We start from the raw sequence: 17836 nt of genomic DNA, 5'->3' as shown, positions 1-17836 counted from the left end.
CACAGATCAAACCCGGTATGGATCACGACGGTACAGATAGTTTTTAAAGAGAAAGGGCCCGACGCGGTTTCTGCCGCGTCGGACCCTTTTCAGAAGTGGCTGTTTTCCAGAAGGGGAGACTATCTAAACTGAGAAGCTTTTATGTCAGGCCCGTTTGATTTCACCGCAGGCGATTTTCATTCCTGCGTCGCCGGAAGGCTGGGTATGAAAATCGTCGGGGCTGCCGTGGATGATTACCGTCCGGCCGATAGCTTCAGCGGCTGTCAGGCGCTGGGTAAAAAAGGCGCTCCAGGCGTAACCGTTGTTGCCAAAGAGCGGAGGCATATCTCCCGCATGGCTGGGATGAGGGCAGTTGCCGGGATTTAGGTGAGACCCGGCGTTGGAAAAGGAATCCTCTGCATTTCCGGTGCAGGATCTTCCCTCGTGGATATGAAAGCCAAAGACCTTTTGGCCGCAGTTCCCTGTGCCGGTGGGCAGACCGAACACCTCCGCCACCACCAGGGTGCCGCCTCTGACTCCATAGAATGAGACTTTGCCGTGAAGATGGGGATAGGCCTTGCTTCCCCGGAGGCTGGCGTAGGATACGGGACGTCCTTTGATTATCTCAGCAGCGAACAGCTTGGTCCGCTGGGTCAATGGAAATATCATGACAAGCGCTCCTTTCCCTACAATGTACGGGGAAAGGGCCCTGGGGGTTCCAGCAGTCGGGGCATAAGCGGCCCAAAGGTCTTGGAGGGCAATCAGCTTAGCTCAAACATACCGTGATACAGCCGGTAATAGAAGCCCTTCTGGGCCAGAAGGTCATCATGGTCGCCCCGCTCCACAATCTTGCCGTGATCCAGCACCATGATCGCGTCCGCGTTGCGCACCGTACTCAGACGGTGGGCGATGACAAAGACGGTACGCCCCTTCATCAGCTGATCCATCCCCTTTTCAATGAGGGATTCGGTCCGGGTGTCGATGGAGGAGGTGGCCTCATCCAAAATGAGGACAGGGGGATCGGCTACCGCGGCCCGGGCAATGGCCAAAAGCTGCCGTTGCCCCTGGGAGAGGTTGGCCCCGTCGGAGGTCACCATGGTCTGATATCCATGGGGGAGGCGCCGGATAAAGCTGTCGGCGTTGGCAATGTGGGCCGCCCGTTCGATTTCTTCCTGGGTGGCGTCCAGCTTGCCGAAACGGATATTGTCGGCGATGGTGCCGGTAAAGAGGTGGGTATCCTGCAATACAATGCCAAGGGAGCGGCGAAGATCCGCCTTCTTGATATCCCGCACGTCAAAGCCGTCGTAGAGGATGGTCCCTTTTTGCACATCATAGAAGCGGTTGATCAGGTTGGTGATGGTGGTTTTTCCAGCGCCGGTGGAGCCTACAAAGGCGATTTTCTGGCCCGGCTTGGCATAGAGGCTGATGTTTTTGAGGATGAGCCGGTTTTCCTCATATCCGAAGTCCACATTCTGGAACCGGACATCCCCCTGCAGGGGAACTAGATTTCCGTCCTCCCTGCGCCAAGCCCATGTCCTGCGGGAGGAGCTGGCGGAGGAAGCTGGAGCCTGCTCTGTCTGGACCAGCTCCACCTTGCCGTCGTCTACCTCCGGTTTGCGGTCCATGACCTCAAAGACCCGCTCGGCACCGGCCAATGCCGCCAGGAGGAAGTTGCTTTGCTGGGTGAACTGGTTGATGGGGGCGGCGGCCTGGCGGACAAATACCAGATAACTGGCCAGGCTGCCCACGTCGGTCATCCCCTTCATGGCCATGATGCCGCCGAGGATGGAGACGATGGCATAGTTGACATAGGAGATGCTGACTACAGCGGGAATCATGGTGGCCGCGTAAGACTGGGCTCCGGTTCCAGCCTTGCGCAGGGCCTCATTTTTCTTCCGAAAGGTTTCCAGGTTGGCCTGCTCATGGTTAAAGACCTTGACCACCTTCTGTCCGCCCACCATTTCTTCAATATAGCCATCCAGCGCGCCTAGGCTGGCCTGCTGCTTGGCATAGTAGGCGCTGCTCCGTTTGCCGCTGAAGCGGATGTAAAGGAACATGGCGGCATAGCAGACCACCACGATGAGGGAGAGGCGCCAGTTGAGGATGAAAAGGATCACCAAGGTGCCCGCCATCTGGATAAAGCTCTGGATGGCCATGGCAAAGCTGTTGTTGAGAGCGTCGGAGATGGTGTCCACATCGTTGGTGAAATAACTCATGACGTCGCCGTGCTGCTGGCTGTCAAAGAACTTCAGCGGAAGCTTCTGCAGATGGGCAAATAGATCACGGCGGATATCAAACAGGATCTTTTGGGCCGCTTTCACCATGATTTGGGTATAACCGTAGGCGGTGAGTACACCGATGACATAGATGACAGCGGTAACGGCAACGCCCGCGACCAGAGTATGAAGATCTCCGGAGGCCAGATTGTTGACCACCGGCCGGATCATATAGGTGCCCAGCAGGTTGGCCATGGCGCTGATGGTGACCAAAAGCGCCACCCAGAACAGGAGCATCCGGTGTTTGCCCATATAGGATAGGAGGGATTCCACGGTATACCGCAGGTTCCGGGGCTTTTTAGCGTTGAGACGACGTGCTGCCATGGACCTGGCCTCCTTTCATCTGGGAATCGTAGATTTCCTGGTAGATGGGGTCCTCCGCCAGAAGCTGGGCATGGGTCCCCACCGCGTGGATGCCGCCATCCTCCATGATGACGATTTGATCGGTATCCATGACCGAGGTAACCCGCTGGGCAATAATGATCTTGGTCACGTCGGTGAGCTTAGCCAGCGCAGCGCGGATTTTGCCTTCGGTGGCGGTATCTACCGCGCTGGTGGAATCATCGAAGATAAGAACTTTGGGATGCTTGAGCAGGGTCCGAGCAATGCATAAACGCTGCTTTTGTCCGCCGGATACGTTGACACCGCCTTGTCCTAAGTCGGTGTCCAGCCCCTTGGGCATCCGCTGAAGAAATTCGTCGGCACAGGCGATCCGGCAGGCATCCCATAGGGTGGCGTCATCGGCGTTGGCGTCGCCCCATTGCAGGTTTTCCCGGATGGTACCGGAGAAGAGGACGTTCTTTTGCAGTACGATGCCTACAGCATCCCGCAGGGCATGCAGGTCATACTCCCGCACATCCCGGCCGCCTACTTTGACACTGCCGGAGGTGACGTCATAGAGCCGGGGGATGAGCTGGACCAGGGTGGTTTTGGCGGAACCTGTCCCCCCCAGGATCCCCACCGTCTGTCCCGCTTTGATATGAAGGGTTACGCCGGATAGGGCGCTTTCTTTAGCATCGGCGTTGTATTTGAAGGAGACCCCCTCAAAATCCACGCTGCCATCGGCCACCTCTGTTGCCCCGCCTTGGGGGGAGGAGAGATCCACCCTTTCATCCAGTACCTCACCGATGCGGTGGGCACTGGCCAGGGAACGGGTCAGGAGCAAAAACACATTGGAAATCATCATCAGGGAGTTCATCACCTGAAATACATAGCTGAGAAATCCGGTCAGATCGCCTACCTGAAGATGGGAAGATAGAATCATATTGCCGCCAAACCACATGATGAGGACAATTGACAGGTACATGATAAACTGGAATGCAGGCAGGTTGAGCACTGCGTAGTGAAAGGTCTTTTGGGTGGTATCCATCAGTACTTCATTGACCTGCTGGAACTTTTCCTCCTCATATTCGTCCCGCACAAAGGCCTTGACAGCCCGGATGGCGGTTAACCCCTCCTGCACCACGTTATTGAGCCGGTCCACTGCCTTTTGCATGATGCCGTACATGGGCGCCACCTTGCGCAGAATGAGGAAGAGGATAACGCCTAGGATGGGGGTGCCGACGACAAAGACAAGAGCCAACTGGGGATTCATCCAGAAAGAGAGGATTACCCCCATAATCAGCATGACAGGTCCTCTCACCATGGGCCGGAACCCTCCGTTGATGGCGTTTTGCAGCACAGTGACGTCGGTGGTCATTCGGGTGACCAGGGAAGAGGTTTCAAAGTGGTCCAGATTGGAAAAGGCGTAGTCCTGCACCCGTTCGTACTGGGCTTCCCGGATCCTCGCGCCCCATCCGAAGGAGGCCCGGGCGGCAAATCGGGCATACATGAGCCCTGTGATGAGGGAAAAGAGGGCGCAGATCCCCATCTGAATTCCCTTGTGGAGAATATAGGCGGTATCATGGTTCGTGACCCCTACATCAATGAGATCCGCCATGAGCAGAGGAATAAACAGCTCAAAAGCGGTTTCCACCACAATGAGCAGGGCGCCGATGACCATATCCTTTCGGTAGGGTCCCATATAGCGCAACAGACGCTTTAAGTCCGCCATTATTTTTCCTCCTTTTCTGCCCGGAAATTATGATATACCCGGGAGAGAAACGAAGCAAACTGTGTCCGCTCCTCCGGAGTAAAGCCCTGGAGCATAATGTCCTCTAGCTCCTGGCAGTGGCTCTTCCATATATGATAAGCCTCCCGCCCCTTGGCGGTTAGCTCCACTAGATTGCACCGGCGGTTGCTCTCGCTGGGACGGCGAGTGATCAGCCCGCTTTTTTCCATTGAATCCAGCATCCGGGATACCGCCGCGGAATCGATATCAAAATAATCGGCCAGTTGGCTTTGCCGGCAGGGGCCGTTGGATTCCAGATAGCCTAATATTTTGGGCTGGCCTACCTCCAGGCCGATGGCGGCCAGATAGGGACGCAGATAGTTGCGCTCCGCATGGGCCGCCCGGTATAAAAGCATGTGAAAGGTTTTTTCCATCTTGTTTCCCTCAATTCGATGACTTATCAGCTATTGATAAGTCAATTATATGTCCTGTTACTGATTTGTCAAGATGAAATATTCCATATTTTTGCCATCGTTTCAAAGCATTAGTTTTAGAAAGCGAAACTAAAAAGGAGAAAGGTCCCCTGTGATTACAAGGGACCTTTCTCCTTTTTGCTTTTATTTCAGGAATATTTTCTTATTTTTTCTTGCGGATGAGAACTACAGCAGCGCCAGCACTCAGTGCCAGGACTGCCAGTGCTCCAGCGATCATGCTGTGATCGCCAGAAGACGGGTTCTCTTTATCGCCAGAACCAGATCCGTTGGCGGAACCATTTCCACTGCCAGACGGCCAATCCCAGTCCCCGCCGCCTACCTGATCTTCATCAGATCCAGGAATGCTCGGCTTGTCAGTGCCAGGATTCTCCTGGCCGCCCTCTGCGGTGATGGTGACATTGATCGGGATGGTCATCTCGATCTCGTCGCCGTTCAGGGTCAGGGTGCCGGTTGCCACATAGGCGCCAGGCTCGTCAAACTTGACGTTGCTGTAATCCCAGTCGGAGACTACCAAGTTGGCGGTGCTGCCGTCAGAGTAGTTGGCAACGACATTCTTGTCGATCATGTTCCAAACTTTTTCTGCGGTAGAACCTTCCACCGCGGAGACGTTGATTTCCTCCGGTGTCAGGGACTCAATGAATTTCTCTGCCTGTACTACCACCTTGATGATAGCCGGGATATCTGTCCCCTCTACCGTACCGGTGATTTCGTATGTGCCAGCCTGGGTCAGGTCTACCTTGGAGGTATCCCATGCGGTGACATTGGCCAGAACTTTGGCGCCGGATTCCATTTCTACTGTAACCTGTGCGGGCAGGGTAGCTTCGATGTCCTCGATGGTGACGTCAGAGCCCAGCTGGACATTGATGTCATCCATGGGAGAAACTGCTACGATCTCGTCTTCCAGGGTCAGATAGACGTTGTTAAAGGTGGCGTTGGCACGATAGGTCAGCAAGCCTATATAACCGCCATTGTAATCGGGATCCTGCATCCTTGCCACTTCCACGTCATCCAGGTAAGCAACAAACTCAAATGTGCCATCATTATCCAAATCGTCATAGACGACCTTCATATGGAAGCTTTCCTGATTTCTCTGCTCCTCTGTCAGCTGATACGGCTGGGTGATGACTTCGCCTTGGCCGTTAACGTTCTTGAAGATTCTGCCGTGGCCTAAGTCTTTGGAGAGGTTGAAGCAATACCAGGTTGCAGGCGGATTGTTAATATCCTGAATACCAAAGACCAGGGAGGTATATTCTCCGGTTGTACCCTTGACGTCGGCTTCATAGGTAAACGGAACATTGGGAAGGATATTTTCAGACAGATAGAAGCTGTCGCCAACTCCTTCGTTTCTGCCTTCCATACCTTCGGGGCCCTTCACCCAGCTGCCTACGCCATTCGCCAGTTTGAGATTAGTAAGGTTGGTGTTGAAAACTTTCTTTGCGACCTTGACGGTGATTTCATCCTCAAGAGCGCCAGTATTGCTGGTGGCTTTGATGGTGTAATCGCCCTCGGTATCGGATTTCAGAACCACATAGGTGTCAGCTTCCTCTACGACGGTCAGGCCCTCGGGGATTTCCCAAGTGACGGACTTATCGGTAGCGGAAAGGGGCAGAATGGTGGACTGAACGGTAAATTCCTCGCCAGGCTCCGCAATCTCAGGTGCCTTCAGAGACAGGAACATGGGCTCGGTGCCGCTCTCACCATCTTCTGTGTACATGGATTTCATCTGCCAGATGTTCATCTCATCGATGGCAACATCGCCGCCTACGGTGAAGAACTCCATGCCGATGCTGTCAGGATCAGGATAGTATGCGTCGGCTATATCTGCGTCACCATAGTTACCGAATACCTCAATGACCGAAGTATCCACCAGGATACGCAGCTGGACTTTGCCGTTTTCCATGGGATGGAGGGTCCATTCCAGATTCGATCTGGCAGCTGGTCCAGATTGAGAGAAGTCCAGAAGCAGCTTATCAGTTTCTGTGTTGTATTTGACAACTGTCTCCTGGCCGTTGCCGGTGCGGAGTTTGAAGCCAAACTCTTTGGCAGTGCCCGGAGTGAAGGTGGCCTCTACATCATAGTACTGGCCGGTTGTATCCGCCAGGATATTCGGGGTATTTTCATCCACTACCGTATTTTCGGTGGAGAAGATAACGTCACCGCGATTGGCGTCGATTTCCTCTACCGGGTAAGCGGTCAGGTGATACTGATCGTCGATGATCTTCAGCCCGGTTTCACGCGGGATAGACTGAATAGCGTTCCAACGTTTGCCGTCAGGACCATAGTTGCCGAAGGGATTCCATTCCTGAATCCAGTGGACCATGATCTTCCGGTCTTTTCCAGCGCCATCGTTCAAGTAATGCTGGCCGGCATACAGAGAGGATGCGCCGCCTGCACCAGTCTGGATAAAGTCGGTGACATTGACAAAACGCCAGCCATCCTCGGTCTTCTTCAGGTCGCCTACAGCAAATACGTCGCTGGCGCCTACATAGACCCATTTTTCTTCATCGGTGCCTTCCACAGTCATCGGGAACATGGTGGGGCACTCAGACCATATATCATTTCCGCTGCCTGCGTCGTGTACAAAGGCCTGCTCATCTTTCCATGTCTTCAGGTCATGGGAAGAGAAGAGTCTTCCACGGCCGCCGGCTACGACCATGAGCCAGATGCCGCCGGCAGGCTCCTCGGGATCTTCCTGCCACCAAACCTTCGGGTCGCGGAAGTCGGCGCCATATATTCTGTGAGATTCGTCGATAACAGGATTGCCGTCATATTTGTTCCAGGTTACTCCGTGGTCCTTGGAGTAAGCTGTAGCAATGACCTGGCCCACAGGTCCCGCATGGTAGGTATAAAATGCTACCAGCTTGGACTCACCCGGCTTGTTATCGGTAAAGAAACCGGAGGTATTTTTGTCATCTACTACCGCGGAACCGGAGAAAATGGTGCCCAGTTCATCAGGCGCGATGGCAATGGGCATCTCTTGCCAGTGGACAAGGTCGGTGGACTGGGCATGTCCCCAGTTATAAAATCCGGGATAAACCAGGTTAAACTGGTAGTACATATGCCAGGTTCCGTTGCTGGGATCGTAAACCAATCCGTTGGGGTCATCCAGACAGCCGTTTTCAGCTGTATAATGGAACTGGGGACGATAGGGCTCGGCCGCCATGTAAGTTCCATCCGATTTTCTATTGGCTTTGATGACAGTACCCATAGAAACATCGCCCTTGGTGGCCATGATGGTGATGGTGGTGTCCCCTACCGGCAGGGAAATTTCTTGTCCTTCCCCGCTGGCAATGGCTTTCTCTTCCAACACAACGCCATCCGGGCCAACAGCGCTGATGGTCAGGCTTGTGCCCTCCTCAGCGGTGGGGGTGACGGTGATGGTCTCGTTATTTCTTCCGGCATAAAGATTGTAGTTGACAATACTGGGGTCAAACTCGGGGGAAAGAACGAGGTCTTCTCCGTCGATTTCCAATCCTGTCAGCGCGGGAGTTGTGTCATCTTCAATAGGAGTATAGTAAACATCCTGGAAGGTGAAATTTCCGTTAAAGTTGAGCAGGCACAAATATCCGCCGCTGTATTCATCATCGGTTCCCGCGTGTACAAGAACATCGTCGATATAGCAGTTGATCTTGTTGCCGATGGCAACCACCTTAATATGGCAGGTGGTGGGGGCTGGATCTCCCATGGGATACCGTGCAGTGATATCCGTACCGCCCGGGAAGCGGAACAAACGGGAACCAACATTCTGCCAGATATTAAAGACATAGGAACCATCCGCGGGTTTCTCGGGGTCCTGAACACGGAAAACCAAGGAGGCCGCATGTTCCCACAGATCGGGGTTATTATCGGTGATGGTAGCCTCAAAGATAAAGTTTTCGGCCTGGATTTTGCTCATCGCAAAATTGTCACCGCTGCCAGTAGCGACCAAACCATCTTCTGTCTTCACCCAGGAGCCGCTGAGATAATCAAGATCGCCCAGGTTGGTGTTGAAGTTGTCTTCTACTTCAGGTACATCAATATTGGCAGTTGCCTTTAAGTTTTTAAACTGGGCTTTGGCCTGCCAGCTCAGCAGTCCCAAATAACCGGGCTTGTAGGGAATACCGCTGCCAAAATCATGGGAGAGCGCTTGCTTCTCATTGATGTAGACTGTCAGCACATGATTTTTGCTCATAACCATCCGGACATTGACAAAATCTGATGTGAAATCAACGTTTGGAAACATGATGTTTGTAAACACCATGTTTCCAGGCCGTGGAAACTCGGGATCGTTGTCCACAAAGGATGAGATGTTCATCTGAGTTCCGTCCTGGCGCATATCCAGGCCGTGGAAACGATGGGTTCCATTATCATAGCCGAAAACCAAGGTTGCGGCATTCCCCTCCAACAGTTTTACATCCACCGAATATTCAAAAGAATCGGCGTAAGCTGTTGTAGAGGGAAGGGTGTTATTACCGTCATTGTTCGAAGGCTCTAATCTTTCCAGGGTATATACGCCGTCTTCTACGGTGTAATCTCCTTCCGGAAATTCAAACGTTAATTCTGTAGGTCCTTCTGGTTCTGCTGTAGGAGCTGCCTTGGCGGGAATTTCCGCTGCGGAGATTTCCGCCGGCGCCACATCAATCGCCATGGCCGGTATCATTCCGGTGAATACGCTGGTCACGACGAAAACCAAAGCGAACAGGAAAGCTCCGATGCGCTTCCCCTTGTGGTGTAGCTGTCTCAATTTTTCTTCCTCCCTTTTTGTCATTTTTATTTGCTTTATTAAAGCAAATAATTAAATAGATTATGTTTGATATTACTATTTTTTAAAATTTTGTGCAATACTTTTATAACTTGTTCTTAAAATTTGTAGGAACGTCTAATTTCTCAAAAGGAAAATTAAATATCATGACATTTAATTTTTTATAAATGTACATAATGTTACTAAAAAATATACAACTTCCATACTAAATATAGTAAGAGTTGTATATAAATAAAAGAAAAAACAAGATAATTAGTATAAACTAACTATAATATTTTTATGATATGATGCATTTGTTGAGAATGATCTTCAAATCAGTATAGGTAAAGAAAAGATAAATATAGGAATTTTTTCCATTTATTAAGGGGGAACTTGACAATATATAGAAAGTATATAAAATGAAAATATAGAAAAATGGTATAGATGGAGGAAAGAACATGGGGAGACGCTTTGTTCATTGGAAAGGGCCGGTGGCTGCAACACTAATTTTAGTTTTGTTTATTGCGGCTGCGAGCTTTATTGTGACGGGGCGGATCAATGAAGCAGAAGAAGCGGTGAGCTTTACACGCTTAGCAGAGGAAGCAGAGGAATTTGCTCATAGTTTAGAACTGAATGTAGATTCTGATCGGGAAAAACTTGGCCTTATAGCGGAGATGATGGCCTCCGATTTGAATGGGCTGGAGGAATTTTTACATTCTTACCGGAGCACAGGGACATTTTTTTCGCGCCTAGAATTGCTTTTGCCAGGTGATGAGGTTGTCACTTCCGATGGTACGCATGTCAATGTATCTGAACAGCTCTCATTTGAAAGGGAGGCTGCCTTAGGCGCCCATATTTCGGACCGGCAGTTGGACTTAAACGGTGAGGACTATGTTGTGCGCCATTTTGTGCCGGTGAAAAGCGAGAACGAAACAATTGCCATGCTCTATGGAGTGATCGAATTGGGAGATCTCGCAAGGAAGCTGCCCTATTCGCCTTACGGTGGAGAAGCGGCGGTGTATGTAATTGATGGAACAACGGGCGACTTTTTAATTGACACATGGCATGACGAGATGGGAAATATTTGGGATCTTGGGGAACGTCCTATGGCGGAGGGATATGACCATGAACGGCTGCGTCAAGGCCTTGTAGATGGGGAAAGCAACTACGTTGTTTTCCTGTCAAATACTACTGGAGAAAATCTGTATTTTTATTATACGCCACTAGAAATTAATCAATGGCGGGTAGCGCTTTCCGTCCCCGAGGCGTTGGTTTTTGCTGGGGCTCGGGATATCCGTCAAATGTTAAATTTCTTTCTTGTTATTGAAGGCCTGTTTTTCCTGGTATATATTTCTTGGCTGGTGTTTTATGTCCGCCGAGAGACGGGAGAAAAACAGCGACAACTGGATGCGCTCAATTACATCTATGATGTAGAGAAGCTACTTTTTAACGCCCATGAGCACCGAGAGAATATCATTCGTTCACTTGAAGTTATTGCGCAGATGCTTCCGGCAAAGCGTGTGGCATTCACTATGATGGGTGGGGACGGGCCCAGTTTGGATTATCTCTGGGAGGTAGGCGGAGAATCTATCCTGGGTCGAACATTGGTAGAAAAAGCTCAGGTGCTTGCCGATCGCTTTACTTCAGGGCATGGGGATATATCTGTACATACACCGCAGGAGGTCCGAGCAATACTGCCAGATGCGCCGGAAAAGATGGGGGATTTGGTGGCTATTCCTGTGGAGGACGCTGATGGTACCCTTCAAGGTATAATTTCTGCTGGCGGTTTGTCAAAGCAAACCGGATGTGCTACCATGCTCAGAAGTGTTGGATTTAGTTTTGCGATGCTTTGCGGAAACATGCGAACTTATCAGGAAATGCAGCGGCAGGGTGAGAGAGATACACTGACAGGGTTATATAATCGCAATCGTTATGAACTGGATTTACCTCGTATCGCTGCAGAATGCCGTGACGGAATTTGTTGCGCCTTTATTGATGCCAATGGTTTGCATGAGATGAATAATGACCGAGGACATGAGGCAGGTGACGATATGTTGCGGGCGATCGCTGAAGAAATTCGCAATCGTTTTGACTCCAAGCACGCTTATCGATTGGGTGGTGACGAATTTGTTATTTTCGCCGTTGACGAAGTAGAACCGAAAATTATCCATCACAGTCGAACTATGACTATTGCGCTAGAGCAAAAGGGATATCACATTTCTGTTGGGGTGGCGTGGATTTCGGCCCCTGTGAAGGATCTGGAAGCACTTGTCAAAGCGGCGGAGAAGCGGATGTACAAAGCCAAACAGAAATATTATAGCAATCCAGATCATGATCGTCGTGCAAGAAGATAAAAGGGAATGAGTAGGAGATACGGCGACTCTTCAGAGTAAAGGCCAACACATCGGGGGACGATGTGAAAGCACATTTCCCTGCCAAGTTAAAGGTGAAGCAGCTGGATAATGTCAGGAAAGTGGTGGAGTCTCGATTAGATGGACCTTTCTGTTCCCACGATGAATGTGGCAATAGCAAAAAAGAGAACCTGTATTCTGGTGACCACAGCGTGATCCCAGGAGCGCTGGTAGTCCTGGCACCGAGTGCGGGCGCCGCGGTTCTTCTCATCCGTAAAAGAAAATAATATATTTCTTAATGAATTAGAACAGCAGATCGGATAGGCAGGTGATCCATTCTATAGAAATATTTTGATAAAAATTTGATGCGCTAATTATTAAAAATAGAGAATATTTCTCTTCTTGTTGACAGAAATACGGTGATATTTTACAGTGACTTTGAGCCATCTTATGAGTGTGCTCATATTTGGACAGGAGGAGAAGAAATGTCGAGAAAGAAACGCTGGATGATGAAAAGCACAGCGGTGGTTCTGGCCGTTTGGATGGCGCTGGCCTCTTTGGTGGCGGGAACCCCGGTGTTCGCGGCGTTGGATGAAAACGACGCCGAAAAATGGAACACCAACCTGGGAACGATCCAGCCGGTGGGGTCGGAGCTGACCTATACCGACGACGGGTTGCTAGTGGAGCGGGGGAGCGACAATGACGCGGCTGCCATCAGCTCCACCCGTGTGGATGGATCGTTTGTGTTCGAAACGGACGTGACCTTCAAAAGGGGCAACGTGGTCAATTTGATCTTCGGGGCCCAGAATGGGGACAGCCTGGAGGACAGCCTGATTTTCAAGGTGGACAAGCGCGCGTCCGGGAATCAGGGGGAAACCAAGCTGTTTTATTTCAGCGAGCGGCTGGGCTGGCCGACAGTAGTAGGCAACAGCGGCCGTGAATTTGAGAGCAAGGACAGCTATCACCTCAAGGTAGTGGTAGATGGGAATACCTGCACCGGCTTTGTCGATGGGGTACCTGCCTGCTCCGGCGATATCAGCCAGTATTATCAAGGCGGTTTTTTGGGCGTTGGCACGGCTGAGGACGGCGACGCCGTTTTCCAAAACACCACCTTCCGGCAGCTGGAGGAAAGCGGCTGGCAGAGCGACCTGAAGGATATGGCTCCCTTGGCCGGAACCGAGGCCAGCCTGACAGCGGACGGATATCAGCTGGTTTGGAAGGATGGCGAAGGGGTCAACGACGCCATGGCCATCAGCGCCAACATCCCGCCCCAGAATTTTTCCTTTGCGTCGGATGTCATTTTTGAAGAAGGCAGCAACGTAGCCAACCTGATCATCGGCGTCAAGCGTCAAAACAGCGTTGACGGCGCGTTTGTCTATAAATTTGACCGTGCCAACCCAGATGAGACCAAGGTTTTTTATTTTGGAGGCGGTTTTGACCTAATCTGCAAGAATCAGAATGGCGAGTTTTACGAGCTGGGGAAGGACCGGTATACCATCAAGATTGAGGTATACGACAACACTTGCAGCATCTATGTCGATGGTGAGCTGGCAACGGTTGGGACGCTGCCGGATAGCTACCAGAATGGCCTTCTGGGCCTGGGCGCGGCGGAACACGGCACGGTGACCTTCCAGAATACCCGTGTCACCGAGCTGGAATTTGACGCAGGCGATCCGGATTCTTGGGTGACCGACTTTAACAAAGACCGCTTGACCATGCTGGGCGGCTATCTGAACTATGACGAAAATGGCGTGCGTGTCAACGCCACCGGCGAATCCTATCTGGTGAGCGATACCTACATGGGCCCGGATGATTCCTTTGTCTTTGAGACCGAGGTCAAGTATGTCGAGGGCGACTGCCTGGGGCTGATGTTCGGCGCAAAGACCAAGGATTCCAAAGATGACGCCTATATCTTTTACATGAACCGCACCGGCGGCGGTGGCAACTGGTGGGATCGGGACACCCGGTTCTGGAAATTTAACACGGGCGCCGGCGATACCCTCTTTAGCGACGACAGCGTCGGCGACCTGACTTCCACCGATTTGTTCGAGATGAACAAGGAGGACTACAAGCTCAAGATCGTTGTCAACAACGACTATTTCTTCGCCTATATTGATGGAAAACTGGTGCATCAGTTCTACCTGCCCAACTACCAGGGCGGCTATCTGGGAATGCGCATCGATGGAACCGCCTATTTCCAAAATACCAAGGTGACTAAAACCGACGCCGCGGAAATTGCGGAGATTTCGGACCTGCGGGTGGAAGGCCATAAACTGACTCCGGACTTCAGCAAGCTGGATAAAGAGTACAGCATCCTCGCGGTGGATCATGATGTGGAATCGGTGAAGATCGCCGCCACCTATACTGGCGAAAACGCGGTGCTGCTGATCAACGGCGAGGCGGCGCAGAGCGATCAGGCGGTAGAGGTGCCCCTTGCGGTGGGGCGGCAAATCATTCCGATTAAGCTAACCGACAGCAAGATGGGAACCGAGTATGAGGTGAGCATCTCCATCTACCGGAAGGAGTCCCCGGATCAGTTCAGGACAGAACCATGGCGGGATCAGTATCATTTCTCCCCCTTAGAGGGATGGATCAATGACCCCAACGGCTTGATTTATTACAATGACCAGTGGCATCTGTTCTATCAGCATATCCCCCTAACCACCGTCCATGACGACTACGCCAAGCACTGGGGACATGCGGTGTCAGACGACCTGGTGCATTGGGAGGAGCTGCCCGTCGCCCTGGCGCCGGACGAGCTGGGATCGATCTGGTCGGGAAGCACAGTGGATGACCCTGAGAACAAGTCCGGCCTGTTTTCGGGAAAGAGCCCCAATAACCTGCTGGCCTTCTTTACCCATATGAACGGATACCAGGTGCAGAGCGTGGCGTATTCGGAGGACGGCGGCGTGACCTGGAAGAAGTATGACAAGAACCCGATCCTGGAACAGGATGACGACCCGCTTCACGATGGGGCTTTCCGGGATCCCAACGTGTTCTGGTGCGAGCAGGCGGGCAAATACCTGATGGTGGTTGCCGGCGGCCCGCTGCGGATCTACTCCTCGGACAACCTGCTGGATTGGACCTTTGAAAGCGCGTATGGCGGCGCAGCCGAATACCGGCCGGCCGGCGTGGGATCGATTAATTCCGAATGCCCCGACCTGTTCCCAGTCCCGGTGGACGGGGATCCTGACAATGTGAAATGGGTCTACACCGGCGCGGGAGAATGGTATATCATCGGCGACCTGGAGCAGCAGGAGATCAACGGGAGGCTCAGCTGGTGCTTTGTGCCGGACGACGATTTTATGGACGAAAATGGAAACGTCCGGACCCAGCGGCTGACTATGGGCGGAACCGATTCCTACGCGGCTGTCAGCTTCAAAAAGGGCCCGGAAGGCCGGGTAGTGATGATCGGCTGGATGGCCAGCTGGGGCACAATTAAAAACGCCCCCACCGAGGGCTGGAACGGCACCTACACCCTGTGTTACGATATTTCGCTAAAGACGACTCCGGAGGGAATCCGCCTGTATCAGACCCCGGTGAAGGAGTATGAGAAACTAAGGCAGGAGCCTCTCTTTGATCAGGATGAGGTCGTCATTCAGGACGGCGGCTCGAATCCCCTCGAGGGGCTGCGGAGCGACCAGTTTGAGCTCATTGCCCACCTGGAGCCGGAGGAGAGTGTCACTGAGGTAGGCTTTAAGGTATTCCAGGGCACAGATCAGGAAATGGTGATCCGGTATAATCCCCAAAGCGGCGCCCTGACCCTGGATCGAAGCAGGGTACCCGGCTTTGGCGGAAGCTTCAGCCACAATCTGCGCAAGAATGAGGACGGTTCCGTGGATCTGCAGATCTTTGTGGACAAGGGCTCCGTGGAAGTCATTCCCAACGGCGGCCAGCTTTACGGTTCGGTTCTTGTGTTCCCCAACGCCGCGGGAATCGGTATGGAGGCCTATTCCGTGGGCGGCGATACCGCCGGCGATATCTCCATTTATCCCCTTTCCAGCATCTGGCGGGAAGAGACTGCCGGAGAGAGCGAGCCTTCCCAGGTTATTTTGAGCGCCGAAGAGGGCCAGAGCGTTTTGGTCGGGGAAGAGATGACCATTTATGCCCGGGTGATGCCCGACGCCGCGCCCCAGGCAGTTGAATGGAAGATAGAGGACGAGCAGGGCCTGGTGAAGATCCTCTCCCAAAATGATAATTCCATCACCCTGATGGCTGCGGCGGAAGGAGATTTTTCGGTGACCGCGTCTACCCAAGATGGGAAGGTTTCCGCAACAATCAACCTGAGCGCTATGGAAAACCCTTTTAAGACCAATCTCACCGGCTGGAGGGTTTCAGGCGGCGGGAATTGGACTTTGGTTCCCGAAGGATACCAGGGCGTCAGCATCAGCGGCGACGTGTTCACCATCGGGAGGAAACCTTTGATAATGGATTCCACATGGAATTTGACGTGACGGTGTTGGAGGGCACGGCTTTTGGTGTGATCTTTAATGCCGGCGATAATCCTGGCAGCGAATCTTATATGGTGAACTTTGACTTTGGCACAGATCAGATGGGGCAGCAGTTCCGCTGGACGGAGTTCCCCTATCAGGGCTCGGTGAGCGACCACGCGGTGGCTAAGTTTGACGATACCTACCGGCCGGAGATCGGCAAAGAGCACCATGTGGAGATCACCTTCCTGGATGGAAAATTGACCTATGTGATCGATGGGCACACCATCTTTGACCAGGTCCCCGACGACAGCTTAAAGTATACCGGGGGCCATATCGGGGTGATGGGCTATAAGAGCACCTCGATTGTCAATAACCTCTATGTCACAGCTCCCGGCGGTATCACCGGGCTGGAGCTGATTGCAGGCGAGGAAAATATTCAACTCGACATACAGAAAACAGAGCAGGAAGTCTCCGTCCCCTATGAAACTGATCAGATCCAGATCCAGGCCTTGGCTGACGACGGCGTGAGCCTGGCGGTCAACGGTGAGGCGGTCATGAACGGCAAGCCTTCCCAGGAAATTCCCCTTCAGGTGGGGAGAAATACGGTGACTGTGACCTCCAAATCCCTGGACGGCGAGCAGACCTATACCATCATAGTAAACCGCGATGAGCAGCCCCAGCCGGAGGAACCCTCTTTAGACGACGTAACCTTTGAGGATCCCTCGGTTTCCCTGGAGCCGACCTTTGATCCGGATGTCTTCCAGTACACAGCGTCCATTCCAAATACAGTGGAAAGCGTAATTCTCAGCTTTACCGGTGAGGTGAAAGTCACCCTCAACGGCGAAGTGTTCGCGGTGGGCCCGGATGGAAAAGTTCCCCTCTCTGTAGGAGAAAACATCATTGTGGTAACCGCTGGGGAGGATGTTTATACACTTGTGATTACCCGGGAGCAGCCGGGAGAGGTCACTGAACCTGAGGATCCCGATGAGCCCGGTACGCCTGGTACAGGGAATTCCATCGGCTCTGGGAATCAGAATTCCGGTTTCGAGTGGCCGGATAGCTGGTTTGACGGTTCCGGCGATACAGCCAACCCTTCCGGTGATAAAGAAAATCCCCAGTCTGGCGACGCAAGCCGCATCCCGGCGGCATTGGTGCTGCTGGCAGCAAGCGCAGGCGCGGTCCTCCTGATTAGACGGAAAAAATAGGCGTTCATCCGATCGCTGCATAAAAAGTGAATTCTCCTCCGGGGCCAAATAACCCTGGGGGAGAACTTTCTTTTTCCGGCTTTTTTGACCAAACAATGACCAAAACTAGATTTTGGCAAAAATAAAAAGGCCACAAACAGCTTGCATAAGCCATTTATAGCCTTTTCAGTATGGAGCGGGCAACGGGAATCGAACCCGCAACCTCAGCTTGGGAAGCTGATGTTTTACCACTAAACTATGCCCGCCGAATATCCTTATTTTATACCATTGGAAGAAAAAAGGCAAGAGGTATTTTCACAATGAAATTTTATGAGCAATGAAAGCACCC

The 17836-nt window shown here is 52.2% G+C and carries 8 protein-coding genes and 1 tRNA gene; 3 read left to right on the top strand and 6 right to left on the bottom strand.

Annotated elements, in window-relative coordinates:
* Positions 1-144: 144 nt before the first annotated feature.
* The 5 genes from WGC32_RS01000 to WGC32_RS00980 all read right to left on the bottom strand — a co-directional run bounded on the left by WGC32_RS01000 (position 145) and on the right by WGC32_RS00980 (position 9522).
* Positions 145-648, bottom strand: a complete 504-nt coding sequence (locus tag WGC32_RS01000) for a superoxide dismutase family protein (protein WP_342680383.1) — start codon at positions 646-648, stop codon at positions 145-147.
* A 92-nt stretch (positions 649-740) separates the two neighbouring features.
* Positions 741-2579 (bottom strand): ABC transporter ATP-binding protein, encoded by a 1839-nt coding sequence (locus WGC32_RS00995; protein WP_342680382.1) that lies wholly within the window; start codon positions 2577-2579, stop codon positions 741-743.
* Complete coding sequence (locus WGC32_RS00990; protein ID WP_342680381.1) at positions 2554-4308, bottom strand: ABC transporter ATP-binding protein; 1755 nt, start codon at positions 4306-4308, stop codon at positions 2554-2556. Before WGC32_RS00990 ends, WGC32_RS00995 begins: the two co-directional genes overlap by 26 nt.
* On the bottom strand, positions 4308-4739 hold the full coding sequence (locus WGC32_RS00985; RefSeq protein ID WP_342680380.1) for a MarR family winged helix-turn-helix transcriptional regulator: 432 nt from the start codon (positions 4737-4739) through the stop codon (positions 4308-4310). Before WGC32_RS00985 ends, WGC32_RS00990 begins: the two co-directional genes overlap by 1 nt.
* Positions 4740-4941: 202 nt before the next feature.
* The gene (locus WGC32_RS00980) at positions 4942-9522 is read right to left on the bottom strand and encodes a GH32 C-terminal domain-containing protein (RefSeq protein WP_342680379.1); all 4581 of its coding nucleotides are present in this window, start codon (positions 9520-9522) and stop codon (positions 4942-4944) included.
* 455 nt (positions 9523-9977) lie between these two features.
* Between WGC32_RS00980 and WGC32_RS00975 the strand changes: the two genes are divergently transcribed.
* From WGC32_RS00975 to WGC32_RS00965, 3 genes are all read left to right on the top strand, one after another.
* Positions 9978-11873: a sensor domain-containing diguanylate cyclase gene (locus tag WGC32_RS00975; RefSeq protein WP_342680378.1), complete on the top strand. Its 1896-nt coding sequence runs from the start codon at positions 9978-9980 to the stop codon at positions 11871-11873.
* A 482-nt stretch (positions 11874-12355) separates the two neighbouring features.
* Positions 12356-16324 carry a GH32 C-terminal domain-containing protein gene (locus WGC32_RS00970; RefSeq protein WP_342680377.1) on the top strand — a complete coding sequence of 1323 codons (3969 nt, stop codon included), beginning with the start codon at positions 12356-12358 and terminating at the stop codon, positions 16322-16324.
* Positions 16219-17508 (top strand): cadherin-like beta sandwich domain-containing protein, encoded by a 1290-nt coding sequence (locus WGC32_RS00965; protein WP_342680376.1) that lies wholly within the window; start codon positions 16219-16221, stop codon positions 17506-17508. Before WGC32_RS00970 ends, WGC32_RS00965 begins: the two co-directional genes overlap by 106 nt.
* 171 nt (positions 17509-17679) lie before the next feature.
* Here WGC32_RS00965 and WGC32_RS00960 read toward each other — a convergent pair.
* Positions 17680-17753, bottom strand: a tRNA-Gly gene (locus tag WGC32_RS00960).
* Between the last annotated feature and the right edge of the window lie 83 nt (positions 17754-17836).

The sequence above is a fragment of the Zongyangia acetica genome (genome assembly GCF_038739695.1).
In the GTDB taxonomy this organism is placed as follows: domain Bacteria; phylum Bacillota; class Clostridia; order Oscillospirales; family Ruminococcaceae; genus Zongyangia; species Zongyangia gallinarum.
The sequence above is the reverse complement of the archived record's forward strand: the minus strand, read 5'-3'. Positions and strand labels throughout refer to the sequence as shown.